Origin of the sequence: Kaistia soli DSM 19436, from assembly GCF_900129325.1 — a bacterium.
GTDB lineage: Bacteria > Pseudomonadota > Alphaproteobacteria > Rhizobiales > Kaistiaceae > Kaistia > Kaistia soli.
In genome coordinates, this window is the sequence record NZ_FQUP01000001.1 from 1,344,615 (window position 1) to 1,370,288 (window position 25,674).

Consider the following 25,674-nt stretch of genomic DNA (forward strand, 5'->3'; position numbering starts at 1 on the left):
CTCATCGATCGGATGGACAAGTTCGAAGCCGGGGCCACCGTCCGGCGCGCCGCCACCGACGCCCGTTTCGGCAAGATCGAGGATCGCCTGCAGCCGCTCGACAATTATCAATACCGCACCACAACGGTCGAGGCACAGGTGAAGGCGATCAATGAGCGGCTCGATCGCGGCTTTGACGTCCAGCGCGATTCCATGGAAGCGTTACGCAAGAGCATCGGCGACGTGTCGCTGCAGATCGGGCTTCTTTCGCAGCGCCTGGATGCGGTCGTGCCGAGGAAGGGCGCCAATGTCGAACTGCCGAGCCGAATTGCCAAGGAATGAAGTTGATCAGTTTGCCGGCGGCACCGATGGCGTCGATGGCGTGATCCTGATCGAGGTATTGGCCGATCGGCGCTTGCGGCAACTGGGCGCGTGTCTGGCGACCGTCACCGGATGCCCTCGGCCAGCGCGAGCAGGTCTGCTGCTGCGAACTAGGGGATCCGCGCTATAGCGAATTTTCCGGGCTCAGGGATGTCTGCAGCGTCGGGGCCGGCGCAACCTCGCCGGTAGCGATCAGACGCGAAGCCAGCAATCGGGCTCCCGACATGCTTGGATGAGTTTCATTGAAGAACAGGACGCCAACGTCGCGCCTGTAGGCCGGACAGATTGTGTCATTGCAAAAGACTGCCATGGGGTCGAAGTAATCCGACCCGCTACTTGTTCCCGTGTCTTCGATGAAGGCATTCCAGCGCGAAAATCTCGCCCGGACCTCCTCTACGTTTGGTCCGATTGTGGTTGGATCTCTACCAAGCATCAGCTCGAACGCAACTGCACCTGTTGGCTCAAAATCCATGTTCGGGATTTGCTTTATCAGCACAATCCGCTTGCCAGCTTTTCGTAGGCTGTCAACGACCTGCCTGTAACCATCTTCGAGATCCTCTTCGGACTCGAAGTAATAGGCCGATCGGTTCATCAGAAGCAGCACCGTGTCGACATCCGGGTCACTCGCCACCGATTTTAGCGTGTCCTCATTCGCAGCCCGACAGTTCGGCCTGGCACGAAAATCGACGCTCACCACGGGCGGACAGGATGATGCGGTGATCTGCCGAAGTGCGATCCCGCTGTCCTTTACGAGCTCAGACAAGGCCGCGGCTAACTCCGCTCCATGGCTATCGGCCCAGACGACCACTTCCGATTTGTCGCCTACCGACAAGAGGCATGTAGCGTCGTATGCAAGGCGCCTTCCATCGGATTGATGGCATGGCCCCCTCATGGGGCTAATGTCTTGATCTGCAGCGAAGGCTGCGAGAACGCTGGGGCCAAACCTGCCGGGAATGCCGTTGAGTGCTACGATTGCAAATGCCGCAATGGAGATGGTGACCATGCCCATCGTGCCGAACCGCAGGAACGGGAACGTCGTGGTTGCCTTCGCTGCGAACGGGCGCTCGATGAGCCAATAGCTCGCAGTCGCGACTGCAAGCGCGGCCATCACGGCCAGGACGAGTTCCGAAGCGGTCGGACCTATTGAAGGCGTCCAGATTCTGAGAAATGACAGGATCGGCCAATGCCAAAGATAGAAAGAGTACGACACGGCGCCAAGGGCGACGAAGGGTGCCGACGATATCGCTCGCCCGCCCAAGGTCCGGCCACTCCCGCCGGCGAATATAATCATTGCTGCCCCGACCGTTGGGAGGAGGGCAGCAAAACCGGGAAAGGGCGTAGCAGGTGACAGGACGAACAGACTCGCGGCGATGGAAGTGAGCCCAGCTATCGAGAGGCCATCGCGCGCAGCCCGTGAACCGGCGAGCCAGTTTGGTACAGCAATCAACGGTATGCTACATCCGATCAGAAGCTCAAAGGCCCGAAACGGCGTCAAGAAATAGGCACCCGTCGGCGAATAGTTTATCGCGACTTGAGACAGAGCCAGCGATATCGAGCCAACCACTAGGATTGAAAGCAGCATAAGTCGATTCATGTACCTGTGAATCACAAAAACAAACACAGGGAATACAATATAAAATTGCTCTTCGACCGAAAGAGACCAAGTATGCAGAAGCGGTCGCAACTCCGCTGCTCTGTCGAAATACCCGCTAGACAGAAAGAAGTCTATATTCGAAAAGAACAACGTCGATGATATTGTGTTCCGCGCTATTTCTTGGTAGGCGCTGGGAGACAGAAGAAAATACGAAACAATAATTACAACCATGAGCATCGCGAATAGAGCTGGAAATATCCTTCTGATGCGACGCCGGTAGAACTCAAGAATACTAAAACGATTGGTAGATACGTCTCTATATATGGTTGACGATATTAGGAATCCCGAGATAACGAAAAATATATCAACACCAATGAATCCGCCAGGCACCAGTCGGGGAAAAGCGTGAAAGACAACTACCGAAACAACGGCGACTGCTCGGAGCCCCTGAATGTCCAAACGGTAATTATTCAGATGTGCCACGCAATGTCCCCGTGCTCAGCCATATCGCAGTGCAGCAATGATCCTTCGTGAATTTCGATCTGTGAGTCAATCTAGTTAACCTGAGTGCTCACCGCTGGATGCCGGTAACCGTGGCGGCGGCCGTCACCGTCCGTTGGGAGGCTTCGAAGCCGGCTCGACTTCTAGCTATCGGTCGGCAAAGAACGTCTCGATCGCTTCTCCGGTCGCATCGAGAACACGAGCGATGCTCTCGGTCGACGGCCAGCGCGGGCGGCCGTTTCTTGCGAACCGCTTGGACGGATTGAAGATTGTTGGGTCAAGGCCTGCCCGGCGGGCCAGTCCTGACGGGCTGAGCCCATTGCGGTGAGAGAGATCGTCGATGGCACGCCATATGCGCTCGTGAGTAAGCGAGCCAGTTGCTGTTCCTTCAGAACGGTCCATTATCCATCGTCTTCCGATGCGGTTGGTCCCCCATTATACCAACCTCTGCGAGAAGCCTCCAACCCGAGCTGGCGGCGTGGGAGGCTGCCACGAAGGTTGCAGCAGGCGATCGCAGCGCCACGAGCCGCCCGCCGCGCTCGAAACTTTAGGGATGTCCGATCGCGTGTTGCGCGGATCAAAGCACCCGTTGATGCGAACATCCTCGACAGGACGTGACATTGCCGGACCCCGGCATCAGCCGAAACTGCGCGTGATAACCTTGGCTAGGCCGTAAGGAACCCAGATCGGCGCTATTCGATGGGGGTGTCCATGGCAGGCGATAGCCGTGTCGCCGCGCCTGGCGTTCTTCGAAGCGGGCGCGCCGCTGCGACGGGGAGACCTGATGATTTGGCATCACCTGACGGCATAACAGCTTGGCCTTCCCCGCTGCTGATGCCGTGGGCCGGCCTCAGGGTCGGCGGAAGGGCACAGGTCGCAATCAGGGATGCGACCTCTTGGCGGTCAAAGTCGGCCGCCGCCCGCAATTCGATATTGTGATGCACTCTGCGTATTGCAAAGCACGCGGATAAGTTCGAGCGATAGTTCAGTCCGGCTAGCCGGATCGAGGCAGTCCCGCCTGTTTTTGAGTGGGGACAAACTCAGGGGTTGCGGTATTGCCGCCGCCAGCATGCTCAGAGGGCGGGGAGCCGACATAATGCCGGACGTTTCTGTCCCTTCGCGCTTCAAGTCGTCATCGATTGGGCTCCGTCGCAAGCTGTCCGGGACAGGACTGGTCGCCGCGAGCGTGATTGCGGCCATGCTGGTGCTGCTGGCCATCGCGGTTTCGCTAAGACAGTATCGCGAGGAGGTCGGAGCACGTGGGCTTTTGACCGCCCAAGCACTCGACGCCAGCGTCGAAGCGCAATTGCACCGCCAGTTAGAGAGCTATGATGCGGCGCTGCAACTGGTCATTGCCAACTTCTCCGATCCGACCCTTCGGATGATGAACGACGATATCTGGCAGCTTCTCCTCAGCAATATTCAGAACAGCGCCCCATCGATCCTCTCGATTACGATAGCGAATGCTGGGGGGCGGGTTCTATCCCGCCAGGGCGCAGCGATCGCGGAGGATTTTGCTAACCTCCCATTCTTCAAGGCACAGCAGGCGCGCGCAGGCCTCGGCTTGCTGATCAGCGATCTTGCTATAGGGCAGCAGAGCAGCCGCGAGACCGTAATTCTCAGCCGGCGCATCGTGAGGAGCGACGGAAGGTTTGGCGGTGTCGTCGCGGCCGTCGTTGATCTCGCTGTCGTCCATCGCATTCTTCAACCGATGCCGCTCGGGCCACAGGATCTGATTACGGTGGTGTCGGAATCTGGCCGCGTGATTAGCCGCATGCCGGCCATCGATGGTGGCGACGCCGGAATGGATGTCTCGAAAAGTCCGAACTTCTTGCGCATGCAGCGTTTGGGGCAAGGCAGCTTCACATCGCTGTCATCCTTGGACGGTGTCGAACGCCTATTCCGCTTCTCGAGGGTAGAAGGCACCGACATGCTCGTGGTCGTCGGATTGGGAACCGAGGCGCTCTACAGCAACTGGCGCCGGCAGTCCGCCCTTATCGGGGGACTGGCGCTCGTTGTCAGCGTTGCCCTCGTTCTCGCGGCCCTGTTGCTCGCCCGAGAGGCTCGGTTGAGGACGGCCGCACAGGACGAGCTGGAAAAGCAGGCCATGACCGACTTTCTGACTGGTCTACCCAACCGGCGGCAGTTTGAAATGAGCCTTGACAGGGAGTGGCGCCGCGCGGCGCGAACCGGCGCCGACCTGGCAGTGATCCTGTTCGATGCCGATCATTTCAAGCAGTTGAACGATCGGCACGGACATGCTGTCGGTGACGAGATGCTGAAGCTGATAGCGGAGGTCCTGGTCAGTGCCACTCACAGGCCGGGCGACCTTCCCGCGCGCATCGGCGGCGAGGAATTCGCCATAATCCTTGCCGACACTTCAGAGGAGGGCGCGTTGTGCGTCGCCGAGCGCATCCGGTCGACGCTTGGAGAGAAGACGCTTTCGGTGCATGGGGGAATTCCCGCGGTTACCCTCAGCGCCGGCATCGCTGCCACGGTCGGAAGATCAACTGGCTCGGCTGCTGAGCTACTCGCGGCCGCCGACGCTGCGCTCTACGTTGCGAAGGAAGAGGGCCGAGACCGGATCCGAGTGCGGTCGGTGCCGGAGACGAACGCGCCGGCATGATCGTTGGATCGCGCGTAGCCATGCAGATGCTGATGCCGATGTTCGGGCTGTAGACTATGGGTACGCGTGCTTGCAATGCACCATAAAGACACCGAAGCCATGGGAATGTCGCGGTATGCCGGTTAAGAGCGGATCATTCTGCGGCGGGCGCTTGTGACCGCAGAGCGGCTCTGCCGCCGTCGGTGAGCCGGAAACAGTTGGCGGCACCGTCCCAGATGATCAGATCCCTTGCGACAAGACTCTCGATTGTCGGACCATCATGAATCAGGCATCGGCTCGGATCCGCTACATCTTCGAGCGTCGATCGCTCGCCAATCGAAAGCGTCTTGGGCATCTGCATCTCCTTTCCGTTCATTTTTCCCCAATGCAGATCCATCAGTCCTGTTCCTGGCAATTCCGCGTGCCAATCGCAGTGCTCTTTCTGGGCGTCTGGCGCCGGCAATCAGAAGCCGACGCTCGAACAGCGCAGCGGATGGACCGTCGATGGGTCGGAATTCAAGGTGCGGCACGACGCGGCGTGAAGGCCCTGCATTGGCGGGGGCTCTACAAAAACGCTGGACTGTAGCCCTGGTTTCCCTTCGGGGGGCCGCGACCGGCCTGCTGCAGATGTCGCCGCGAAGGCGATCGACTGGCGCGGACTCTGGAAAAACCCGGGCGCTTAGTCGCCTGACGAACCGCCGCCGGACCGGTGACCGACGGCGCGAGCGGTGCGGTGCCACGCGCCTCTCTGGCGCCGGTTGCCAACGAGTCCACGCATTCTCGTGGCGGCCGGCGCCGATCTCGTACCCGCTGCTGACTGTCGCAGGCGTCCGGGACCTGTGTCGGGTCAGCGCGTCGGATTTCGCGGGGTTGTCGCGGTCGGCGGGCCCGTTTGGGCAGGCGATACGGCCAAGACTTCCGAAGTACCCGGGCTGCTGAATAATCCGCCCCCAATGCCCGAGCTAGCACCAGCACCTCCCTTTCGCGCGATAGAATGGTAGAGTAATGTAGCTCCTCAGATAGAGATGATCTGAATTCGTGCTTTCGGATTGCTGTCGTCCGCCAGGGTTGCGGCGTTTGCCGGAGCGAAGGAATGCAGCGCCAGGTAGCGCTTTCTCTGTCGGTGAGGCATTGTCTTCGCAATGATCATTTCGGCGCTTACATCTCGGCGCTTATATCGGCAACCCTCTCTTGGGCCGGGCTGTCCACGGATAACGAGGTACCGCAGCAGGACATCTGCAATAGCTTCCAATCATGCTGAGATGCTTGAGCAACTGGAAAAACAATGAGGGAAATCGCCGTGCAGGGTGGACAATTCTATTCTTATTCTGACTTTAAGACGCTTACCGGGACGATGCCGAGCGAAGCGTCCAGCGAAATGCTCGGAATTTTGCTCATGCGGAAGGGGCAGGAAATCGCGGACAAAGGCATTGTACCGTCGTTGAGCTATTTCGACGCGAGGTCAGGGGAGCACATACACTTTATCCTCGCGGGTTGGAGGCGGGACCAAATTGCACCAGGCCCACTTGTATGGAGCTACGATGATTCTGCGTTTGTAAGAGCCTGCCAAGTAATATCCGAGCAAACAACTTGGCTGTATAGTGGGGGCGTTGATCTGCTACTCGTCACCGCAAACCGCAGACCAAATGGCGGTTTTATAGTGGATTTTAAGAATGTTATCTACCTCCCTCTCCACACTCTGAAGGAACGAAAGCTTATTGAGAGCCCAGAGGTACTTTTCGAGCGCATATTCCGCTTTGCACAGCACTACAAGGGACCGAATCCGCTTGCGGCGTTCTCCGCTCAAGAGGCCCGGGTGTCGCTTGTGCAGGCGGTAATCGAAAGCGTTTTGGGCTGGCTTCCGAGAGAGGCAAAGGAGAACTTCGACTACGCAAAGAATTTCGTGGTCCGTGACGTGTCAAAATCCTCGCCCAGCAACGCAGCGTTGGTCCAGCAAGTATCGTGGGCGGGCCCGCCGTTTGTATGAGCGGTGGAGTCTCGATAGGACCGCTTGCTCGCCACGCATCATTTGGCCTTCCAGGGGTTGTACGGCTCCTTTACGCCTAGAGCAAAATCGGACCTTCCCCTGTGAGCTCCGAAATCAATAGGAGCGGCAATGATATAGCTGCGCCCAATTCCGCCTCGCTGGGCGCGCCAACTTGCAACTATGTAGCTTGCATTGAGATGCGGGCAGACAGGTTAGATTTGCGGAAGGCTGTTCCGTTCTTCCTTGCCGCGGCTGAGCAGGTTCAGGCGTCAGAAGCGCCGTTTTCGGCACAGGCTACCGACCGGAGTGGGACCGGAATCCTGCGTGCAGCGATACGCCCCAATACGGTTATCCGGAGCTTTCGGCGTTTCCTAAGCGCTGCCGTTCCGAGATCGCGACAAAAGGCCAGAATGCGATGGTTTGCAGGCGGTTTTGAGACGACGAGCGCGGCATATTGGAAGGTAGCTAAACGAGACCAGTCGACGCGCATATGCGCTATCTATTCCCGTTTAGAGTCATATTCTCCGGCGTAAAGACTGTCGAACGTGCAAAACAGGCGCGTATTTACTCGCTCGATCCAGTCCATCGTTCCTCTAATGTTCTCATCGTAGGCGTCGATCCGTTCCAGCCACATCCGAAATGGACGGGTCGTAAAATTCAGGATCGGTGCCATGAAACGAATGTCCGCCGGATGGTAGTCAGTGAATGCCGAAAAAGTGCCATCGTTATTGCGGACTAGTCCCCAGTCCATTGATTCATTCCACGAACCATGGATCGATTCTGACATCACGCCGTAAGTAACTGCGTATAAATCATCGTGTTCGATCTCGGAGAATATTGTCCGGAAGTTTTTGCCTTGCAACTTCCAGCCGTTCTTTTTTTGCGTGGCGAAGTCGTCTTTCGTCAAACCCTCGAGACGCATTTTTTCGCGCACGGCCGCCAAAAGACGCTTTCCCGCTTTCGTTTCGAAGAACCGAGATCCGCTTTCCGAATCGCGCAAGATACGTAAACGATCTTTGTAGGAGCATTTCCGATAGTCGGTGACGGCATCGGGCCCATTGAACATAAGGTATGTTGCGACGATCGAGGCCTCAATCATGGGCCGCTCGAGAGCACTAATGATCTCGGCATTATCGATCTTATAATATTTCACTACTTCTTTGACGAGCTTCGATATACGCACGAGCAGGCCGAGGATAGGAGCGTCATCCGTTGAGAAGCCGGTCGGGTTTCGCTCCACGTTCCTCAACCGCGTCAGGGTACCGTACAGTTCGCCTACGTCCTGATAAAAAGTGACGGAGAACTCATGAAGCCCGGCCATTGAGCTTAAGCAGCGCTCGATATAGGCGGGCTGGTATTTGGTTGTGATCTCGACCAGATCTTTCATCAATCGTGGGCCTCTCTCATCCTGCTTCATATCTATGGCAGGTTCCGTCGAGGCTCTGCAACGACGTCTGAAATGGGTTGCGAAGCCAGACAGAAACCGCCGCATTCCTGCCGTTCGACGTATCTTGCACGCAGCCCAAAGCGAATATCACCCTGAGCTCTGCTAATGGGGGTGAGTACGTCCCCGGGCCCGATATCGCACTTCAGCTGTTGCTGGTGTGATCAGCCGGATGCTTCAAGAGTGCCGGTTGGGGAAGGCGAATGTTGTTGTGCCTGTGTGTACGATCGACGGAAGAGATTAGGCTGAGGGCATGACACAAAACCGAATCTCACTTCGAAAGTACATTCGCTTCCAGCTTGAGCAGATGAGCGCATCCAACGAGCACCACCGCTTCGAGGATCTTGCATACGAGTTGTCGAGGCTGCGGATCGCCTCGAACGTGGTCCGTTCCACCGGGCCTGTGCAAGCAGGCGGCGATCAGGGGCGGGACTTCGAGACGTTCCGCACCTACCTGGGCAGATCTGCGATCGGCAGCAGTTCTTTCGTCGCCAGGGCATCGAACGAGACCATCGCCTTCGCATGCACGCTGAACAAGGCGATAGAGAGCAAGGTGAAATCGGACCTTGCGGCGATCTTCGGTGGGGGTGACCGCCCTGACGCGGTAACCTATCTCTGCGTGCCTGACATACCTGTCGCAATGCGTCACAAACTGCTGGACCACTGCAGGGACCAGTACGGTGCGAAGCTGACGCTGCTGGATGGGCAGACGATCTCGGACATGCTGAGCGATCCCGATACCTTCTGGATCGCTGAGGAATTCCTGTCGGTGCCAGCCGAGCTCTTCCCTCCGGTCGTGGTGGACGAGGAATACCAAAAGCTGAAGGAGAAGTGGCTGACCGAGCCGCTGGACGGCGGGCCGTCCAATCTGGCCGAGTTCCTCGAGATCAAACGCGGAATGCGCCGAGCGACGTTCGAGGAGAACGCTAGACCCGATCTCGACGGTTGGATTAGGCGCATGGAGCCTCTGAAAGCAATTCCCGGGCTTCGGCGCAAGGTTGTCTACGAGATTGCAGTCGCCACCCTGCGCGGAAAGGGCTTTCTCGATGCGAAGGACGCAGCGCTAGCCGAGTACTTCTCGACCCTACCGATCGAGGCCCCGCTGGAGGACATCGAGGACATCGTCTATCTCGCGTCGTACACCTCGTCGGCACGCGCTCACGGCCACCTAAGTCGGGCGAACCACGAGGTGGAAGGCTGGATCGACGAGGCGGCAAAAGCGGTCGATCGAGGCTTGCAGCTTCATACCGCGCAGTCCAGCCAGTTCCGCCTCCTAAGCCTTCGCGGCCATGTCGAGATCTTGGCCTTCTGGCACCAAGGTGCGACCGAAGCCGCCGGAAAGGCCATATCGACATGGAACCTTGCTGCGGACATCGCAAAGGAAGACCCGTTAAGCGATGCGTCGACCCTGGCCGACATAATCATGATCATTGCTCCGGCATTGGGGTCGCGCGGCGACTTCCAGGACCTCACCGACAAGATTGACATGCTGGTGTCGGAGAGGGAAGGCAAGGTCGCCGCAGGCGACCTGGCGCGTGGCCGCGCAGTGGCATTTGCGGAGTCGGGGCAGTTACTCCTCGCTATCGACCAATTACAAAGAGCCAAGGAGAATTGGTTCAGTGCCGAGACCCTAAAGGGGTCTGTGCTCGCCATGCTCTTGCTGTCCCAGTGGTACGCGGAACTGCACCTACCACATGCCGCTAGGTACCACGCGTCCATGGCGCTTTATACGATCGTGAGGGCTGACGACGACGGGCTTGGCGAGATGTCGGTCCGCAGCGGGTTTGCACTGGCAGCCACGTTCTTCCTCGCCGGCGAGATGCTGAGCTACCTTTCTTGCGTCGGTCACGTCCTACCGATGCACTCTAGCTACCGCGTGGACCCAGACGACGCCGAGCTGCATGACGACTTCGCGCGTGCGATCGCCCAAGGCGCCGTGATCCTCGCAACCGCGTCGGTCGTGGCGCCAGAGATCGTGCAGCGCGCCAGATCGATCGTCGTCGGCTGGAACGTGGACGAGGCCTACAAGGACGCCATGGACACTGCGACCAAGTCGCCACCGTGGTTCGGAATGTCCCATGACGAAGTTATTACTAAGCTTCGGGCAGAGATCGGTCAGGACATCGTCAACGACGTTTTAGGCGAGGTGCGCATCACCTGGAAGGCGTTGGGCCTGAACTGGACGATACTGGCGCCGCGGCGGCTGCGCAGGCGTGCTGAGGCGCTTGCTGCCACTCTTCAGATCGTCTTGGCCGATCTGGCCAGCACCGATCTGGTTGTGATCCCCTCGGCGGTCGAGCTGCGCTTGCAATTAGGCAGCGCGCAGTGGGATACGAGACACGAACCCAATAACGACAAGTTGTCGTGGATACTCTCATTGCCCACCGACGACGATAAGTCCAACGATCCAAAAGTTTTGGATCGCGAAGCACGATCAAGCCTTGCCTTCGTGATGCAGACCCTTCGCCAAGTCTCTGCACTGCCAAATGAAATGTTGATGAAGGCCTTCGAGGCGCGCATGGAGCGCGGGCTCTGGAAGAAGGTCGGGTTTGTGCGGCCCCCCGGCCACCTCATGGAGGAAGCACGTGCAATGGCAGATCATGAACGCGACGCCGGGCCTCTGACGGTTGCCGAGCCGCGTCCGTCGATCGAACCGCTGGAGCACCAGCTAATGGTTGGACCGCAGGGCGACGCGGTGCTCTACTCGAAGACCAAGGCTATGGAGATGATCGCCAACCGCTACGCCAAACTTGGGCCGTACGCGGCAAGGGTTATGCCGGGGCTGATGCGTGATCCGAAGATCAGAGCAATGCTGCAGGCGGAGCACGATAGAGGGATCAGGGATTGGGAGTTGATCACCATCATCCTCAACATCGCGCTGAACCAGTCCGTCAGGGCCGACCCGGCCAGGGTCAGAGTAGACGGAATGGACGCCTATCGTTCGCAACTGGCAGCGGAGAGCCAAGTGCTCCTGTCAGGCGGCGGTCCACCGTTCGATCCCGCATGGCTGAAATCGGAGGACTGGCCGATGCACGTGCGGACTTTCATCATGGCCGTGACCAACTCGTGGGGATTGGTCAGCAATCGCCAAACACCAAATATCGACGCGTTCAGGACGCTACTTGAGAGGCGCTTCCATCACCTTGACGATGATTTGCCCCACGATAACTGGTTCGGGTGGTTCAGTCCTGCCCAGGCCGATCGGGAACCGTAGCGGTCACTCGGCTGCTCTCTTTCTTACGCCGCTTACGATCCGTTCTCGGACATTCCAGCTCGAAGTCACGAACCCCTAAAGCTGCCATTCATCGCGTTCTAGTCACAGCGACCCCAATGACGGCATTTCCTTCTCGCCCGATGATATGTATTTCTCGCCTATACGACGGGGGGGCAAATTGGGGGATTGGACGCCAGAAGCGGCGGAGGCGATTGATCTCTGCGCACAATGGGCACGCGAGGTTAGCGCTGCTATCCCATGCGATATCTATCTGTTTGGAAGCGCGATCTACCAGGACGGTGATCAGTTCGACGCCCAACTGAGTGATCTTGATATCGTCGTCAAGTTTCATTGTGATTTGGAAGCGACCGAGCGTGTCGAGAGGATGATGGAACTTCGCACGCATAAAATGATGCTTGAGCTTCGAATGGTCCCTTGCCTTCACCGCACGAATTGTGCGGATCCGGGGGTCAGTGTCCTTCCGATCACTTCCCTCGAGCTTCTGGCGAATGTCCACAAGGGCAAATCGCGGCACTTCTTCACCAGGAATATTTTTCTCGATCTGCTTTCGGACGTGGAAACAATCAGCATCCCAACTGCAGGGACCAGTTCGTTATCGGATGAAGCACGACAAGCACTCGAGTTCGCCCAGGAGGTGCGGAACCACTTCTTGGCTGTCAGCGCAAATGGGACCGGTGGCTTGGCGCCGTTCGACGGGCCAGATCCGCTGCCAAAAGCGCTTGCCCGAACGGCTGCTCAACTTGTGCCGGAAGTCGAAGCCGGTAGCTGGTATGACACGCGATACGGTCTTGAATATCTCTGGGACGAACTGTCTCGGCGCCGAAGTGAGTCGCCGGAACTCCTCCAGTTGCATCGAAAAATTTCAATTAGGCGGGGCGGACGCGGTCATCGCCAAAAGCTCTCCGATGTCGACCAATTACTGCTCGCCGAGATCCTTTACGACCGTGCCGCGGCGTCCCCCGTGGTTCCCTTGGTCACATGGGAAATCCGCTTCGGCGGCATCTCGCCGAGTCGTAGCGAACGCGACCGGCTAGTCGAAGCGTTGCGGAGCCTAGTTCCGGATGCGGAGATTTTGGGCGTGTTTGATGGCAGCATCGTCATCAGACTGCGGAGTTCGAAGCGCAGCTTCTTGACGATGCGTCGGCTTCACGAACTCCAAGCTTTGCCGGAGTTTTTTACGGTCGAAGATGTTGATCTTGTCGATCTGGAAAGCGGAGAGGGAATCGCTGGGTTCAGCACGCATGGAGTCATTGATCGCATCGCCGAACGCATTTCAGAATGGCGTCCTCAATCCGGCGATCATGCAGCAGAGTCGGAGGCCAGTCTCGCGCGTTGGCTGAGTGATTGGCTGAGTGAGGATGACCAGCTTTCCACGGCCAAATTGGTTCGCGAAGCACTGATTGGCGACTTTGAACGCCCGCTGCGCGCGGACATTCTTCTGCAGTTTGCTCAGCCGGGCGGTGAACAGCGCGTGGTGATCGAGCTAGTGCGCGTAAGGCATCGGAGAGATTTCTTCTCCCAGCTTGGACGCGCGCAGGGACTTGGCGTCCCGACAATTCTCGTGTTGGTGGGTGAGCCCGGCAAGCTCTCCAGTCTTGCGCCTGACATCCGCGCTCTTACGGCCCTCGACGCCAAAATTAGGGTCGTGCCGGTCGCTCTAGATAATGGCTAGAGGCATGCTATTGCTATGCGTCCGCTTCTTCGTGAGTGCTCTAAAGGGCTGCCAGTCAGCTTTGCACCCGAACGCGGACATCGGCAGCCGCTTTGACTCCGGCAGGCAATGATGACTGCTACCGCCGCACCACCTTTCGACGCGATCCCCGCTCTCGCGCTTATTCCCATCTATCTGTGCCGATTGTTCCCAAGCAGCCGTCCGCCGGCCGCGGCCGTGGTTCGCGGGCGTCCCGCTCGGGTTGCGGTAGGGCTATCGTCTGCGGGCTGTCGAGCACGCCGAGGGGTGGCGATCGGCCCGCGATGACGCGCAAGCGGAGGCCCCCCGAAGGGGCTCGCTTGAATTGTTCGGGATTCGAGAGCAACCTGTCCGTGGGTGTGAGAACCCGGACCGAAGACCGCACTTCCTTTGACGAGGAACATCGCCATCCCCTTGCAGGGATAGCGGCGGTCGAAGAGCATCCGCTTTTTGGCGGAGGTGCTGCCAGCGCTTTGGCGAGCGCGCCGACCTGGCTATATGGCCGGGAGCGGTGCGCTATATCCAGGGGGCACCTTAAAAGCGTTCGGCCTGTCACTTCGGCAGTAAGCCGCTGCCCCTCGAGGTAGATGGGGAGATGCGGAAAGACGTCCTGTAGCTGCGACAGCCTGCGACGCTGCAACGCAGCGCCCGCGCGGCGATCGTCGCGGACTTGCCTTCAATCGCGCCGAGCACTGGAGCGTCAGGGCCGAAACGCTTTGCCATGGCATTGAGGTCGATCTCGCGGCGGTGATCGCAGGCATGGCAATAGGCGGTCAGTTCGTAGCGTCCGTCGATGAGCTTTTGCAACGTTCCGGTCATGTTGGTACGGCAGCGAGCGAGTGAAGATGGCGCTGAACTTCAGCGGCTTCGCTGTGGCCCCTTGTGTCATCAAATGTCCGGAACGATCGACGGCGGCGCGCCATTGTTTGGCCGGGCTGCTTCCCGCGCGGCACAGCGAAGGCGTACCGCGACCACATCGAGGCCTTCGCGGTCAGCTATGACAATGAGATCAGCGAGCCGCCGGCGGATTTGCGCGAGCGCTTCCGTTGATGACGGCTCCGGATTCTCGTCGGAGCGCTTCATTCGTCGCCTCTTCTGCCGCCATCTCCAGGAGGTAACGCAGGAACGACATTCCTGCGCCCTCAGCTTCCCGTGCCAAGCGGCGTGTCTCTTTCTCGATGTAGAGCGCGTTTGCTGTCATGGCCGACCAATCCCCCGATTTGTCAGTACAGTTAACATGGGTTGTATACACTATAAATTCTACTTCTGCGCACAATGTTCGCTCGGCGACTGGAACAATGTGTATTGGCTTAAAGTTATTGCAACGAGCCTGTACAGTTGCCCCTATCGTTTCTTGTCGTGCAAACGATGCCCGCCGTCATACCAGCCACGATCCCCAAACTGGTCCGGCTCGCCGCGCATCATGCATTTGAGTTCGTAGCCGAGATCGACGCAGCGTCGGCAAAGCGGCTCACATGGTGTCCGCTTGGCATTGGTCCGCATGCAGATGACGCGGGCGAGCGCCTCGCGCTTCGGATTGGCGACGTAGGCCCGGAGGGCCTCCAGCACGACGAAGCTGGTCTCCCAGGTGAGCCGGGCCCCGCGCTTCGCAGCGACCCGCTCCTCCAGGCGCTGAATGACCGCCCATGGTGTCAGCGGCGTCCGATCATCGGCCATGGTCGAGAAGCGCGGCACCCACTGCTCGGCCGCGAACATAGCCGTAGGACGTCGCTGCCGCGCGTGCATCGTTGACCAGCAACAGCGTCTCGATGACAGCACGCGGATCGCCGCCATGCGCTGCGACTAGATCATCAACGCGCCGCTGGAGGCCGTCCTCGACATCGTCACTCTGTTCTGCCGCCGCGCCCATCGCCGCCTCCGTTTGGGAATTCGTTCCCATTTTGTTCACGGTTTCGAAAGAGTCAAGCGAGGGCGGCGCTATCCACACCAGTGCGCCGCGCGGGCGGCATAGGCCTCGGCGCCTGGCTTGTATGAAAGAGCAAAGCCTTGGCGCAAAAGAGCCGCGCCAACATCGCCGTCAGGAGTCACGACCCGAACCAGCGGTCGGCTGTAGCGGTCTGTCTTGCCGGAATAGCGGATCGTCACCTGCTGCCCGGCAATCAGGGATCGGAGAGCTGCGGTCGCAGCCGCGCCGGCGCTCGCCTCGGCGGTGCAGCGCGGCTTGGAGGTTTCTGGCGTGTCGATGTCGAGGAGGCGCAGCCGCTCGCCCTTGTAACGCAGAGTGTCGCCGTCGACGACGACAAGCGCCGATCCGCTGACGACGACTGCCTGACCCGTGCCGAGGTCTGGAAGTGTTGGGAGGTCCTTGATGATCGCTGGCAACCAGCCCGCGGGCAGCTCAACGCCGAGAACAGCGCCGACGGCCAGCGCCGCCAAGACGATCGGCACAGCGGTGCGGCGCGGTCTGCGTCTTTTTGGAAATCGTGTGACGGACATCAGGAGGGTCTGCCGCTTGGGAACGCGGCCGCAGCATCTCAGCGTTCCGTTACCGATCCGGTCATAGTGGAGCTTCGTGCATGACCGTGGCATGCTGGCGGCCATGTGCAATCTCTACAGCATGATGTCGAACCCCGAGGCGATCCGCGCTTTTGCGAGCGCCATGCTCGATTCGACCGGCAACCTCGAGCCGCAGCCGGGGATCTTCCCCGACTATCTCGCTCCGATCGTCCGGAACACACCGGACGGCCGCGAGCTCGCCCGCGCGCGCTGGGGCATGCCGTCGTCGTCGCAGGCGCTGTTCAAGGCCGCGACGACCCGCGCCGACAAGCTGCGCGCCAAGGGCAAGGATGTCGACTTCCCGGCGCTACTGAAGGCCGAGCCGGACAGTGGCACGACCAATATCCGCAATACGGCAAGCCGGCACTGGACGCGCTGGCTTGGGCGAGAGAACCGCTGCGTCGTGCCGTTCACTTCGTTCAGCGAGTTCAATCGCGACGCCGGGGGCGATATCTGGTTCGCGCTCGATGAGAGCCGACCGCTCGCCTTCTTCGCTGGGATCTGGGTGCCGCAATGGACGTCGGTGCGGAAGATCAGGACCGGCGTCGAAACGTCCGACCTCTACGGCTTCCTCACGACCGAACCGAATGCGGAGGTGGATGCCATCCACCCTAAGGCCATGCCGGTGATTCTGCGCACGCCGGAAGCGGTCGAGGCTTGGATGACGCTGCCCACGGCGGATGCTCTCGTGCTGCAACGGCCGTTGCCGGATGGTTCGCTCAAGATTGTGGCGCGGGGGGCGAAGCAGGACGGATGAGTCTGGCGTCTTAGTGGATCGTCGGTCGGCGTACCAACTGAAGCCGGATCGTTGACCCGCTAGGCTGATCAATATGTGCGCAGCCGATCATGACGGTTCCGCCCGGCGTCATGTCGACTGAGCACACGGCCATGAGCCGCCTTCCGGAGACTAAGCGAACGAGGTCACCGACCTTTAGTATGTCTGCCATTGCGATTGACCTCCAGAGCAGGAAATATCTTGCGTCCAGCCGGGGGGCTCGATCGCGACGGCTACCAAAGTAACGGTCGGTGGACTTTCCAGGTGCCCTGCCGAAATCATATCATGGATCGACGAGGCAAGACGGATGAATACGGTCTGGCAGTGGTTGCTGGTGTTCGGCGGGGTTTGGGCCGCCTGGCTGCTGTATGTGGAGCCGCATCTGTCGCACTACGTCATCAATCGTTGGGACGACGAGCAGCTGCGCAGAATACCTGCAAGCAAGACGCGGCATTAGGTTCGGGGGCTATAGACTTGACGCACCGAATCCGGTGGACGGCGCGCGGCAAGACTAGCGGCGAGTTCATCGGTCGAGAACGGCGGCGCGGCGGGGCGCGATTGAGGCGCGGGCAGGGCTGATAATGTGCAACAGCGTGACCTATGAGGGCAGGATCTACAATACGCCCGGCGAGCTTGCCGAGCTTGTCGGCGGCGTCGATCGGCTCGTCTGGCAGAGCTTCAATCCGTTTACCCCTTGGCCCGCAGGCAAGGATTGGCATGCGCTCGACCTCTGTCTGTGCCCGGTTAATGTGGAGGCGACACTCACGAGCGCCGGCTTCACGGCGACGAACGATGGCGATCCGATGGAGTGGCAGGTCCAACGATGACCGAGCCATGCGGCGGGCGATCGAGGAAGCCGGCGTCGAGTTCATCGCTGAGAACGGCGGCGGGGCGGGAGTAAGATTAAGTAAATGAATGGACACGCCCGCGACCCTCTACATGAGATAACGATAAATGTTGAGAGCCTTCTTCGTAGCTCAAGAACAATACATGACAGTGGTAATTATGCCCTTTCTACGCACGTTTCTATATTGTGTATCGAAGAGAGCGCTAAATATTTATTAGTGTATTGCAAAGCGCATTTGCCGCATGATGTCTTCAGAAAACGATTTCAGCACGTCCACAAGCATGCGGTGTCAAATGCCCCGTGGTTTCTTGCCGGCCAATTCTCCGTGGCATATATGCTTCATATAACCGGAGAAATGGTCGACAAGAGTGAAAGTATCCGCGACCAAATGAGAGGATTGTCTCAGGCTGTTACCGAATACATTTTTCAGAACGACCCACAGATCGTTGCTGAGGCTATTGCTAGCGTTCTTGCGCCGAAAGATGCCGAAACCGATCGACAGTACAGACAATTTCATGACGAACGTGAGAAGGATCGCGTTAATTCTATATACGTTGACGTATCTGACGATCTAGTTGTCACGGCATCACCCAGAAGCTTCGGTCGCGCAAAATCGAAAGAATACGTCGAGCGCGCAGAACTGTGTGCGGCGCTCATTCAGTTCCTCGCCAACCCTACAGCAGACATAGTGGAGTTCGTCGATAGATTACCTCCGAAAGAGCGACTAAGAATCAAAAGAGAAGGACTGAGGAATGCAAGAACGCTAATCGCACGGCTACGGGCTGCGGGAGCAACGCCTGGGACCGAAGGCAGCGCAGCGAACGAAGGGAACAAGTCGTGACGGGGCTAATTGAAGAACTTCAACGTCAAGCACTTGATCCCGCTGTAGCGGTGAGCACGCTCTTGAGGAGGGTTAAGCTGATCGCTCTAAAGCTTGGCTTGCCGGATTTGCAAGAATGGGTCGAACTGGAGTTGAACGGCTATGATGGCCGGCCAGTGCCCAAATACCGAGTGCTAAACGGACAACCTAAAGCGCTCAATCCTTACAATGGCTGGATACCAATAATGGGCCCGCCAGACCTAATTCGAAAGCTCTCTGAACGCGACGTGGGACAGTCGCTGAGCTCTTTGGAAGCCATTGCAAGCTCAAACTCCGGAGAGCGGGTCACGATTCCGTTCTCACCCGAGACGATTGCTTGGCTGAACGAGCGTATGGATGTTCCCTTTGCAAGAATATCGCTCCACTGTCCCGCGTCCTCCGTCGTGGGGATCATAGACTGTGTTAGGAATCTTGTTCTGGATTGGTCTATCGAAATGGAAAAGGCGGGCATAACGGGAGAGGGTCTGTCCTTTTCTCCGGAGGAGAAGAAGGCTGCACACTCTCAATCGACGACCGTACACATTGGCACGATCGGGTCTTTTGCGGGGAACATCGGATCAGGAAACAAATCGGGTGACATTTCGATGTCGTCTGTCAATGTCGAGGCAATCAAGAGCCTCATCGGGCAGACAAGATCAAATATGGCGTCGTTGGATGGCGTTGACCATTCTGCCGTTATCGCGCATCTGGCCGAGCTTGAGGATGAGGTGGCCAAGCCCAGTCCCAGCGCCAGCCGTGTTCGAGCGACGCTTTCGGCGCTTCAAGGACTACTCACTGAAGTCTCAGGCAATCTCATTGCGGCTGGCATCATCGCCCTCATACAGCAGATTTCTTGAGCCCTATTGGGGGTCACAGCCGAGCCAAGACGACGCCTACCCTCACCCCCTATTCCCCTTGCATATCCCCGGGATCACTGCGAGCACAGTCGAGCACCGAAGCACACGATCACATCGAGCACCGCCCTCGATAGCGAAACGCTTGATATATCTCATTTATTCAAATTTTCATGCGCGATATCGCGCAACTGAACTGGATATATACGCCAATAACGCGCGAAGTGCTCCTTCACTAAAGACGTTTCGAGGCTGCCTGAAGCGCGGGCTAGTAGCTCGCATCCAATCATTGTACCGGAGCTGCCGACTGGCGAGAATGGCTTCGACGATGTGAAGGAAATAGCAATGGCGAATGGTCGGCAGGCAACAACAAAACGCATGAAAATGGCGGAACGCGCCGAACAGGCGATGAACGTTCATTTTCCCAATATGCCATCCTGGTGGCTTTGGCATCGCAAAACGAATGATGGCTTCGCAACAATCCCTCGTACGCTACCGATTGTGATGCAAGCGGCGGATGCTCAGTCTAAGGGACAGCCCGCGGGTCATGTTCTCTTCAGTCTTTGGATACGCGCGCCAGATCATCCCGTCTTGACGATCGAACATCCGGCGACCTTTGCAGCGGAAGCGGGCTTTGTAGGTGAGCGCGCGATCGATACCTGGCGAAAACGCATGAAGCGCTTGCGAGAGTTGAATTTGATTATGACCAAGCCCGGCGCGTCTGGGGAATTTCACTATGTTCTGCTTCTCAATCCCAACGCTTCTCTGGAATGGATGCGAAGCGCGGGATTGGTGCAGGACGGGCTTTATGGCCGTTTCGTCGATCGTTTAATCGAGGTGGGCGCCTACGGCGAACTCGAAGCTGTCCACGAGGGATGGGCGGCTGCAGCAAAGGCAGCAGCGCAAGCTCCGAGTATTGAACAGGCAATCCCAGCCCAGACAATCCCAGCCGCCGAAGTGCCGCCGGTCTGATGGGCCCACACGACTTAGAGGATAAGGAGCAGCTATGAATAAAAGAAGATCGCATGGCCTCGGACGCCAGCTTGCCCGTCCGAGGCCATGAAACGAACGGTCTGACCGAAGTTTTCCGCTCAGACCGATGGCGAGCATCCGAGATGCTGCTGAGCCTGGCACCAACCGAAGCTCCGATAGCAGTCTACAAAAATCAGGGAGTTCGCGCTACGGGCGCGATCTCCTTGTTATAGCGCGAGACGCGTGATCACCCAACCGGCCCTGGCTGACGCCACTTGGGATGGCTCACGCCAACGCCATGTCGTCCGACCAATCCGCCGGACTGTCATAGATCGACTGGCCGGTAGACCCGGCCGGGCAGCGCGCGACGACAATGGCGGCGGGGACCGCGCCATCGATGCGATCCCGGCTCTTGCCCTTATGGGAGGTCCGGATTGCCGGCCTTGTGCGCTTCGACAGCGATGTTGCCGAAGTTCCAGCGCAGCATGGGTTGGCAGCCATGAATGAAGCGGCCACCTAAGCCGTAAGCCTCAAGCAAAACGGCGGCTTCCCTTGGGGGGGTAGCGGCCGCAACGGGCTCCCGCTACCACCATTCCACTGATGATTTGCCGGCGGATTTGAGGCTGGCGAAATGTCCGGCGACGGATAGTTCGATGTCGCTAGTGTCGGCCATGAGGGGACTATGACTGTCTCAATTCCGATTCTGCCGGCCGCAACCCATGTGAAAGCGCGCGACGCACCACGAGAATGCGTCGGGCTATATCGTCGAGCGGCGCTTTCTGCTCAGTCAGCCTAGTCGGTCGGTTTGACTGCGTCAGGGAGCATGGGGAACGCCTGTCGCAGCGCGCGCTCGGCGCGGATCACCTTCATTTTGTCCTGCATCACATTGGCCGGATTGAAGGATGGAGGGAATGAACGCGGCGGGAAGTCATCGAAAGTCGCCACGAACTGGAAGACGTCATCCATCATTCCGTAGGCAGGGCCGACGTGATTGAGGTTCCAGTCCCAATAGGTGTTGGACGTGATGTCGGCACGCTCATAGGGGTCCTGCATCAGATTGAAGATCTTCTGGAGGCGCAGGGTCGTGAAAGGCTCGGCCCAGAGGCCGAGCGTGCCTTCCTTGCGCTGCTCGGAGAAGACGTATTTGTAATCGCCCTGCCGCATGGCAACGAGCAGGCCGTCGTCATCAGCATAGAAGAAATCGTTGCGCGCGCTTTTGGCGCCGTTGTTCTTGCCGACCGTCCCTGAGACCGTCTCCAGGAACGTGGCTTGGTCGAGCCCATCGAGATGAACCTTGTAGGCTTTGCCGTTCAGGGTCGTGCCGGCCTTCAGCTCGTCCACAAGCTTCGGATCGCCCGCGATATCGGCGAGCGTCGGCATCCAGTCATTGTGGCTCATCAGTTCGTTGGTGACCGTCCCAGCCGCGATATGGCCGGGCCAGCGGACCATCATGGGCACGCGGAATGCGCCCTCCCAATTGGTGTCCTTTTCTGAGCGGAACGGAGTCATCGCTCCGTCCGGCCAGCTGTTCATGTGAGGGCCGTTGTCCGAGGTGTAGACGACGATCGTATTGTCGGCGATGCCCATTTCATCGAGGGCATTGAGGATCGTCTCGATCGTGTCGTCGTGTTCGATCATGCCGTCGATATATTCGCTGTCGCCGTGGGTGTAGCGGCCGCGATGCTCCGAGCGAACATGCGTTCGAAGATGCATGCGCGTCGCATTGAACCAGACGAAGAATGGCTTCTCGGCGGTGTGCTGGCGCTTCATGAAGTCGATCGCTGCCGCCGAGGTTTCATCGTCGATCGCCTCCATCCGCTTCTTTGTCAGCGGGCCGGTATCGACGATCATCTGCTTGCCGATCTTGCCGAAGCGCGGGTCGAATATCGTTGTCATCTTCGGCGACGATATCGGCATCGCCAATGTCAGCGCCTATAGCGACGGCCTGATGGGCTATACGACCCCCAACATCGACCGCATTGCAGAGCAGGGTGCGCGGTTCCTGCAATATTACGGCGAGCAAAGTTGCACGGCGGGACGGGCGGCCTTCCTCATCGGCCAGCATGGCCTCCCTACCGGTCTCACCAAGGTGGGATATCCCGGCGCGCCGATGGGTCTCAGCCAGCTCGATCCGACCATCGGTGTCGTTCTCAAGAATCTGGGCTACGCGACCGGCCATTTCGGCAAGAACCATGTCGGCGACCGGAACGACACGCTGCCGACGGTCAACGGCTTCGACGAGTTCTTCGGTAATCTCTACCACCTGAATGCCGAGGAAGAGCCGCAGCTGCCGGATTATCCCAAGGGAGTGAGCAGCTTCGATTGCGTCAGATCGTGCCAAGCAGGCGGGAAGGGTCGGCGTCTGTCGGTAGCAGGCGGACGATTTCGACCGGCTTTTGCGGGTTGAGGCCGTCTTCCAGGCGTTGGCGTGCGGCATCGGGCCAGAAGCGCTGGACGGCGCCGGCCTTGCCGCGCTCGGCCCAGAATCGGCAGAGCAGGACGAGGCCCGACTGGGTCGTCTTCTCGACGGTGATGTCGGGTGCCGGATGCTCCTTGACGTCTGCCGTCGAGCGGGTGACCTCGCCGAGGACCGCTCGGGCGGCGTCGACATCCGTGCCGGACGGAAGATTGATCTGATAGGCGATGAGCCGGGATCGCGACTGGCTGTGATTGCGCAAGGCAACGTTCCAGATCGTCGAGTTCGGCGCGAAGATGACGACGCCGTCATAGCTGACGAGGCGGCAGGCGAAGAGGCCCATTTCCTCGATCGTGCCGGCGATGCTGCCCGACACGAGTTCGATATAGTCGCCGGCGCGAAACGGCCGCAGCCATAAGAGCATGATGCCCGCCGCGATATTGGTCAGCGTTCCCTGCAGGGCCAGGCCGATGGCGAGGCCGGCGGCGCCGAGGACGGCCAGAAGCGAGGCCGTCTGCACGCCAAGCTGACCGAGCGCCGCAATGAATGTCAGCACCAGGATTCCGTAACGGACGACGGCGCCGAGGACCGGCCGAACCGTTCTGTCGATATGGGCGACCGACGCGCCCATGCCGGCTACGAAACGGCCCGCAGCGCGCGCGATGAAAATGCCTGCGACGACGATGAGAGCGGCCGTCAGGATCCGCGGCAGGAAGGCGACGGACCAGGTCCAGGCCATGGCGGGGAGGGCGCCAAGATCGTTGGGAGCGATGCTGTCCACCGGCAGTCTCCTTTTTTCATGTTGCGATGCGCAACGCGTGGCGCCGCCAATCGATCCGGACGGGAAGGCGCGATTGCCCCAGGAAATCTGTCGGGTCAGCGCCCGGGCCCGCTGACGCTGTCCGCGCTCGGGAGGATGAGGCGTGCCTCGAAGCCGTCGATGCGGCCGGATGCCGGGGAGACGAGTTGCAGCTGTCCGCCGGCATTGCCGATGATCTGGTCGACGATGGCGAGTCCGAGGCCGGAGCCTTCGGCGCGGGTGTCGCCGCGCTCGAAGCGCCGGGTGAGGAGCGCCAGGCGCTCCGGCGCGACGGCCGGGCCTCCATTGGTGACGGCGACGACGCGATCTTCGGGCACGGCGACGGTCACCGGCGCCGCGACATCGCCGTGTAGGAGGGCATTTTCGAGCAGGTTTCGCATCGCAATGCCGAAGGCATCGACATCGAGCGGCGTCAGCAGCGACGCGCCCTCGACGATGTCGAGCCTCAGTCGACGGGCATCGGCCATGGCGCGCCGCGTATCATCGACCACCAGGCGGAGCGCCGGCATCAGATCGCGCGGCTTTGCTGTGCCGCTCATGCCAGAATCGGCGCGGGCAAGCTCCAGCAGCTTTTCGGACAGACGGCGCAGTCGCCGCAGGCTGTCCTCGACCTGACGCGCGCGAGCCTCCGCGGGCTGGCCTTTGAGTTCCGCCAGCAGACGCTGCGTCTGCGCCAGGCTGCCGGCGATGGGCGTCCGCAATTCATGCGCGCTGTTGGCAGCGAGCGATCGCTCCGCCTCGAAGGCCGCGGCAAGGCGCGCGATCAGCGCCTGGACGGCCGCCCCCATCGGCGCGAGTTCGACCGGCAAGGTGCCGGTCTCGATCGGGGCGAGGTTGCGGGCGTCGCGGCGGCTGATCTCCGCGCTGAACGCGCCGAGCGGCCTCAGGGCGGCACGGACGATGAGAAAGATCCCGATCGCAGACAGTGGAATCAGCGCTGCGATCGGCAGGACGAGGGTCGCGATGCTGCCGACGAGGGTCTCCGAGCGATGGCTGAGCTGCTCGGCGACATGGATGAAGAACCGCCCGTCCTGCGTGCCGATTGTCAGGATGCGCCAGCCATCGTCCTCGCTGAAGCCATTGGCCAGCGGCGCCTTGAAGGGCTCCATCGGGGCGTCGAAGGAGCGGACGAGGATCTGCCCTTTGGCGTTGCGGACCTGATAGACGATGTATTCGCCGTCGGCGGCGTCGAAGACGGGAATTTCGAGGCTCTCATCGCCGTCGTGCGCGCCGCCGTCCATGCCCTCCACCGCGAGCGGGAGCAGCCGTTCGGCGGTTTCGCGAAGGCCGCCATCGAAGGCAGCCTGAAGCTGGTGCTGCAGGACCGCTGCCGCAAAGAGCGCGCCGCAGAGCCAAAGCACGGTGGCGCCAAGCGTCAGCCAGAGGATGAGGCGCCGGGTCAGGCTTGAAGGACGTCGTCTCGCCGATTGCGTCATTCAGCGGCAAGCCGGTAGCCGAGGCCGCGCGCCGTCTGGATCAGGTTGGCCCCGAGTTTCTTGCGAAGGCGGCTCACATAGACCTCGACGGCATTCGACTCGATCTCCGCGCCGAAGGCATAGAGCGTGTCCTCGAGTTGCGGACGCGAGATGAGCATTCCGGGGCGCTGCGCGAGACGCTCGAGGATCGCCCATTCGCGCGCGGTGAGGTCGAGCCGACGGCCCTCGATGCTGGCGGTCCGGTTTCCCTGGTCGATTTCGAGCGGTCCGATGGTGATGAGCGGGTTGGGGTTGCCGGCATAGCGGCGGGCGACGGCACCGAGGCGGGCCATGAGTTCCGAAAGGTCGAACGGCTTGACCAGATAGTCGTCGGCGCCGGCATTCAATCCGTCGATGCGCATCGAGAGCTGATCCATGGCGGTCAGGATGATCACGGGCGTCGTGTCGCCCCGGCGCCGAAGGCGCTTCAGAAAGTCGAGGCCGCGGCCGTCCGGCAGGCTGAGATCGAGCAGAGCGAGATCGTAGACGACCGTCGCATGCGCGTCCTCGGCCTTGTCGATCCGGCGCACCCAGTCGATGGCATGGCCTTCCGCGGCGATGTGATCGCGCAGGGCGCCGCCCAGCATCTCGTCGTCCTCGATCAGCAATATCCGCATGTCGCTCCCCGTCCAATCGCTGAACGGAACAGTCCCGGCTGACGTGGAGCTTACGGCGTTGTCCCGGCCGCGTCAGCTTCGCGTCAGGGCGATGGGGGAGAACGGG

General features: G+C 59.8%; 22 protein-coding genes and 2 pseudogenes. 12 read left to right on the forward strand and 12 right to left on the reverse strand.

What is annotated here, in order from left to right; translation table 11 throughout:
- Positions 1–321 (forward strand): hypothetical protein (locus tag BUB39_RS06625; protein WP_175561757.1); only part of this gene is annotated, 321 nt, incomplete at its 5' end.
- Between the two features lie 163 nt (positions 322–484).
- Here BUB39_RS06625 and BUB39_RS06630 read toward each other — a convergent pair.
- Complete coding sequence (locus BUB39_RS06630; RefSeq protein ID WP_084526936.1) at positions 485–2,437, reverse strand: acyltransferase family protein; 1,953 nt, start codon at positions 2,435–2,437, stop codon at positions 485–487.
- Positions 2,438–2,611: 174 nt separating this feature from the next.
- Positions 2,612–2,857: pseudogene (locus BUB39_RS25720) on the reverse strand (helix-turn-helix transcriptional regulator); the annotation flags it as partial.
- A gap of 694 nt (positions 2,858–3,551) precedes the next feature.
- Between BUB39_RS25720 and BUB39_RS06640 the strand changes: the two are divergent.
- Positions 3,552–5,081 (forward strand): GGDEF domain-containing protein, encoded by a 1,530-nt coding sequence (locus BUB39_RS06640; protein ID WP_073052163.1) that lies wholly within the window; start codon positions 3,552–3,554, stop codon positions 5,079–5,081.
- A 133-nt stretch (positions 5,082–5,214) separates the two neighbouring features.
- Here the strand turns inward: BUB39_RS06640 and BUB39_RS06645 are convergent, their stop codons facing one another.
- Entirely contained in the window at positions 5,215–5,457 is a 243-nt protein-coding gene (locus BUB39_RS06645) for a hypothetical protein (protein ID WP_073052164.1), read from the reverse strand.
- Between the two features lie 888 nt (positions 5,458–6,345).
- Here BUB39_RS06645 and BUB39_RS06650 point away from each other — a divergent pair.
- Positions 6,346–7,047: a hypothetical protein gene (locus tag BUB39_RS06650; RefSeq protein WP_073052165.1), complete on the forward strand. Its 702-nt coding sequence runs from the start codon at positions 6,346–6,348 to the stop codon at positions 7,045–7,047.
- Positions 7,048–7,546: 499 nt separating this feature from the next.
- Here BUB39_RS06650 and BUB39_RS06655 read toward each other — a convergent pair whose 3' ends face one another.
- A complete protein-coding gene (locus BUB39_RS06655; RefSeq protein WP_073052830.1) occupies positions 7,547–8,434 on the reverse strand; it encodes a DUF5677 domain-containing protein in 888 nt (295 codons plus the stop codon).
- Between the two features lie 310 nt (positions 8,435–8,744).
- Here BUB39_RS06655 and BUB39_RS06660 point away from each other — a divergent pair, with 310 nt between their 5' ends.
- Positions 8,745–11,705: a hypothetical protein gene (locus BUB39_RS06660; protein ID WP_073052166.1), complete on the forward strand. Its 2,961-nt coding sequence runs from the start codon at positions 8,745–8,747 to the stop codon at positions 11,703–11,705.
- Positions 11,706–11,883: 178 nt separating this feature from the next.
- Entirely contained in the window at positions 11,884–13,398 is a 1,515-nt protein-coding gene (locus BUB39_RS06665) for a hypothetical protein (RefSeq protein WP_073052167.1), read from the forward strand.
- Between the two features lie 570 nt (positions 13,399–13,968).
- Here BUB39_RS06665 and BUB39_RS06670 read toward each other — a convergent pair.
- From BUB39_RS06670 to BUB39_RS25160, 4 genes are all read right to left on the reverse strand, one after another.
- On the reverse strand, positions 13,969–14,235 hold the full coding sequence (locus tag BUB39_RS06670) for a hypothetical protein (RefSeq protein WP_139251362.1): 267 nt from the start codon (positions 14,233–14,235) through the stop codon (positions 13,969–13,971).
- A 525-nt stretch (positions 14,236–14,760) separates the two neighbouring features.
- Positions 14,761–15,111 (reverse strand): hypothetical protein, encoded by a 351-nt coding sequence (locus BUB39_RS06680; protein WP_139251363.1) that lies wholly within the window; start codon positions 15,109–15,111, stop codon positions 14,761–14,763.
- Positions 15,083–15,286 carry a hypothetical protein gene (locus tag BUB39_RS06685; protein ID WP_139251364.1) on the reverse strand — a complete coding sequence of 68 codons (204 nt, stop codon included), beginning with the start codon at positions 15,284–15,286 and terminating at the stop codon, positions 15,083–15,085. The genes BUB39_RS06680 and BUB39_RS06685 overlap by 29 nt, the downstream gene beginning before the upstream one ends.
- A 68-nt stretch (positions 15,287–15,354) precedes the next feature.
- The gene (locus BUB39_RS25160) at positions 15,355–15,873 is read right to left on the reverse strand and encodes a thermonuclease family protein (protein WP_139251365.1); all 519 of its coding nucleotides are present in this window, start codon (positions 15,871–15,873) and stop codon (positions 15,355–15,357) included.
- A 103-nt stretch (positions 15,874–15,976) separates the two neighbouring features.
- On the opposite strand from BUB39_RS25160, the gene BUB39_RS06695 reads away from it, so the two are divergent.
- The 6 genes from BUB39_RS06695 (at position 15,977) to BUB39_RS06720 (ending at position 20,240) form a co-directional block, all read left to right on the forward strand.
- On the forward strand, positions 15,977–16,690 hold the full coding sequence (locus BUB39_RS06695) for an SOS response-associated peptidase (RefSeq protein WP_073052832.1): 714 nt from the start codon (positions 15,977–15,979) through the stop codon (positions 16,688–16,690).
- Between the two features lie 325 nt (positions 16,691–17,015).
- Complete coding sequence (locus BUB39_RS25435; RefSeq protein ID WP_175561764.1) at positions 17,016–17,165, forward strand: hypothetical protein; 150 nt, start codon at positions 17,016–17,018, stop codon at positions 17,163–17,165.
- A 124-nt stretch (positions 17,166–17,289) separates the two neighbouring features.
- The gene (locus BUB39_RS06705) at positions 17,290–17,535 is read left to right on the forward strand and encodes a hypothetical protein (protein WP_073052173.1); all 246 of its coding nucleotides are present in this window, start codon (positions 17,290–17,292) and stop codon (positions 17,533–17,535) included.
- An 84-nt stretch (positions 17,536–17,619) separates the two neighbouring features.
- Positions 17,620–18,396, forward strand: a complete 777-nt coding sequence (locus BUB39_RS06710) for an AbiV family abortive infection protein (protein WP_073052174.1) — start codon at positions 17,620–17,622, stop codon at positions 18,394–18,396.
- Positions 18,393–19,271: an AbiTii domain-containing protein gene (locus BUB39_RS06715; RefSeq protein WP_139251366.1), complete on the forward strand. Its 879-nt coding sequence runs from the start codon at positions 18,393–18,395 to the stop codon at positions 19,269–19,271. Before BUB39_RS06710 ends, BUB39_RS06715 begins: the two co-directional genes overlap by 4 nt.
- A gap of 342 nt (positions 19,272–19,613) precedes the next feature.
- Complete coding sequence (locus BUB39_RS06720; RefSeq protein ID WP_210187038.1) at positions 19,614–20,240, forward strand: hypothetical protein; 627 nt, start codon at positions 19,614–19,616, stop codon at positions 20,238–20,240.
- A 792-nt stretch (positions 20,241–21,032) separates the two neighbouring features.
- Here the strand turns inward: BUB39_RS06720 and BUB39_RS06725 are convergent.
- The gene (locus BUB39_RS06725) at positions 21,033–22,136 is read right to left on the reverse strand and encodes a sulfatase-like hydrolase/transferase (protein ID WP_244540165.1); all 1,104 of its coding nucleotides are present in this window, start codon (positions 22,134–22,136) and stop codon (positions 21,033–21,035) included.
- On the opposite strand from BUB39_RS06725, the pseudogene BUB39_RS06730 reads away from it, so the two are divergent.
- Positions 22,105–22,545: pseudogene (locus BUB39_RS06730) on the forward strand (sulfatase-like hydrolase/transferase); the annotation flags it as partial. The gene BUB39_RS06725 and the pseudogene BUB39_RS06730 overlap by 32 nt on opposite strands.
- Before the next feature lie 22 nt (positions 22,546–22,567).
- Here the strand turns inward: BUB39_RS06730 and BUB39_RS06735 are convergent.
- The 3 genes from BUB39_RS06735 to BUB39_RS06745 form a co-directional block, all read right to left on the reverse strand.
- Positions 22,568–23,437, reverse strand: a complete 870-nt coding sequence (locus tag BUB39_RS06735) for a mechanosensitive ion channel family protein (RefSeq protein ID WP_084526942.1) — start codon at positions 23,435–23,437, stop codon at positions 22,568–22,570.
- Between the two features lie 95 nt (positions 23,438–23,532).
- The gene (locus BUB39_RS06740) at positions 23,533–24,912 is read right to left on the reverse strand and encodes an ATP-binding protein (RefSeq protein WP_073052177.1); all 1,380 of its coding nucleotides are present in this window, start codon (positions 24,910–24,912) and stop codon (positions 23,533–23,535) included.
- A complete protein-coding gene (locus tag BUB39_RS06745; RefSeq protein WP_073052178.1) occupies positions 24,909–25,568 on the reverse strand; it encodes a response regulator in 660 nt (219 codons plus the stop codon). Before BUB39_RS06745 ends, BUB39_RS06740 begins: the two co-directional genes overlap by 4 nt.
- Positions 25,569–25,674 lie beyond the last annotated feature (106 nt).

Excerpts from the sequence above, each read along its gene's own strand:
- BUB39_RS06740 (WP_073052177.1), bottom strand. The coding sequence starts at position 24,912 with ATGACGCAATCGGCGAGACGACGTCCTTCAAGCCTGACCCGGCGCCTC.
- BUB39_RS06655 (WP_073052830.1), bottom strand. The coding sequence starts at position 8,434 with ATGAAAGATCTGGTCGAGATCACAACCAAATACCAGCCCGCCTATATC.
- BUB39_RS06640 (WP_073052163.1), top strand. The coding sequence starts at position 3,552 with ATGCCGGACGTTTCTGTCCCTTCGCGCTTCAAGTCGTCATCGATTGGG.
- BUB39_RS06695 (WP_073052832.1), top strand. The coding sequence starts at position 15,977 with ATGTGCAATCTCTACAGCATGATGTCGAACCCCGAGGCGATCCGCGCT.
- BUB39_RS06645 (WP_073052164.1), bottom strand. The coding sequence starts at position 5,457 with ATGGATCTGCATTGGGGAAAAATGAACGGAAAGGAGATGCAGATGCCC.
- BUB39_RS25160 (WP_139251365.1), bottom strand. The coding sequence starts at position 15,873 with ATGTCCGTCACACGATTTCCAAAAAGACGCAGACCGCGCCGCACCGCT.
- BUB39_RS06650 (WP_073052165.1), top strand. The coding sequence starts at position 6,346 with ATGAGGGAAATCGCCGTGCAGGGTGGACAATTCTATTCTTATTCTGAC.
- BUB39_RS06725 (WP_244540165.1), bottom strand. The coding sequence starts at position 22,136 with ATGACAACGATATTCGACCCGCGCTTCGGCAAGATCGGCAAGCAGATG.
- BUB39_RS06685 (WP_139251364.1), bottom strand. The coding sequence starts at position 15,286 with ATGGGCGCGGCGGCAGAACAGAGTGACGATGTCGAGGACGGCCTCCAG.
- BUB39_RS06720 (WP_210187038.1), top strand. The coding sequence starts at position 19,614 with ATGGCGAATGGTCGGCAGGCAACAACAAAACGCATGAAAATGGCGGAA.
- BUB39_RS06670 (WP_139251362.1), bottom strand. The coding sequence starts at position 14,235 with ATGACCGGAACGTTGCAAAAGCTCATCGACGGACGCTACGAACTGACC.
- BUB39_RS06660 (WP_073052166.1), top strand. The coding sequence starts at position 8,745 with ATGACACAAAACCGAATCTCACTTCGAAAGTACATTCGCTTCCAGCTT.
- BUB39_RS06710 (WP_073052174.1), top strand. The coding sequence starts at position 17,620 with ATGAATGGACACGCCCGCGACCCTCTACATGAGATAACGATAAATGTT.
- BUB39_RS25435 (WP_175561764.1), top strand. The coding sequence starts at position 17,016 with ATGAATACGGTCTGGCAGTGGTTGCTGGTGTTCGGCGGGGTTTGGGCC.
- BUB39_RS06705 (WP_073052173.1), top strand. The coding sequence starts at position 17,290 with ATGTGCAACAGCGTGACCTATGAGGGCAGGATCTACAATACGCCCGGC.
- BUB39_RS06745 (WP_073052178.1), bottom strand. The coding sequence starts at position 25,568 with ATGCGGATATTGCTGATCGAGGACGACGAGATGCTGGGCGGCGCCCTG.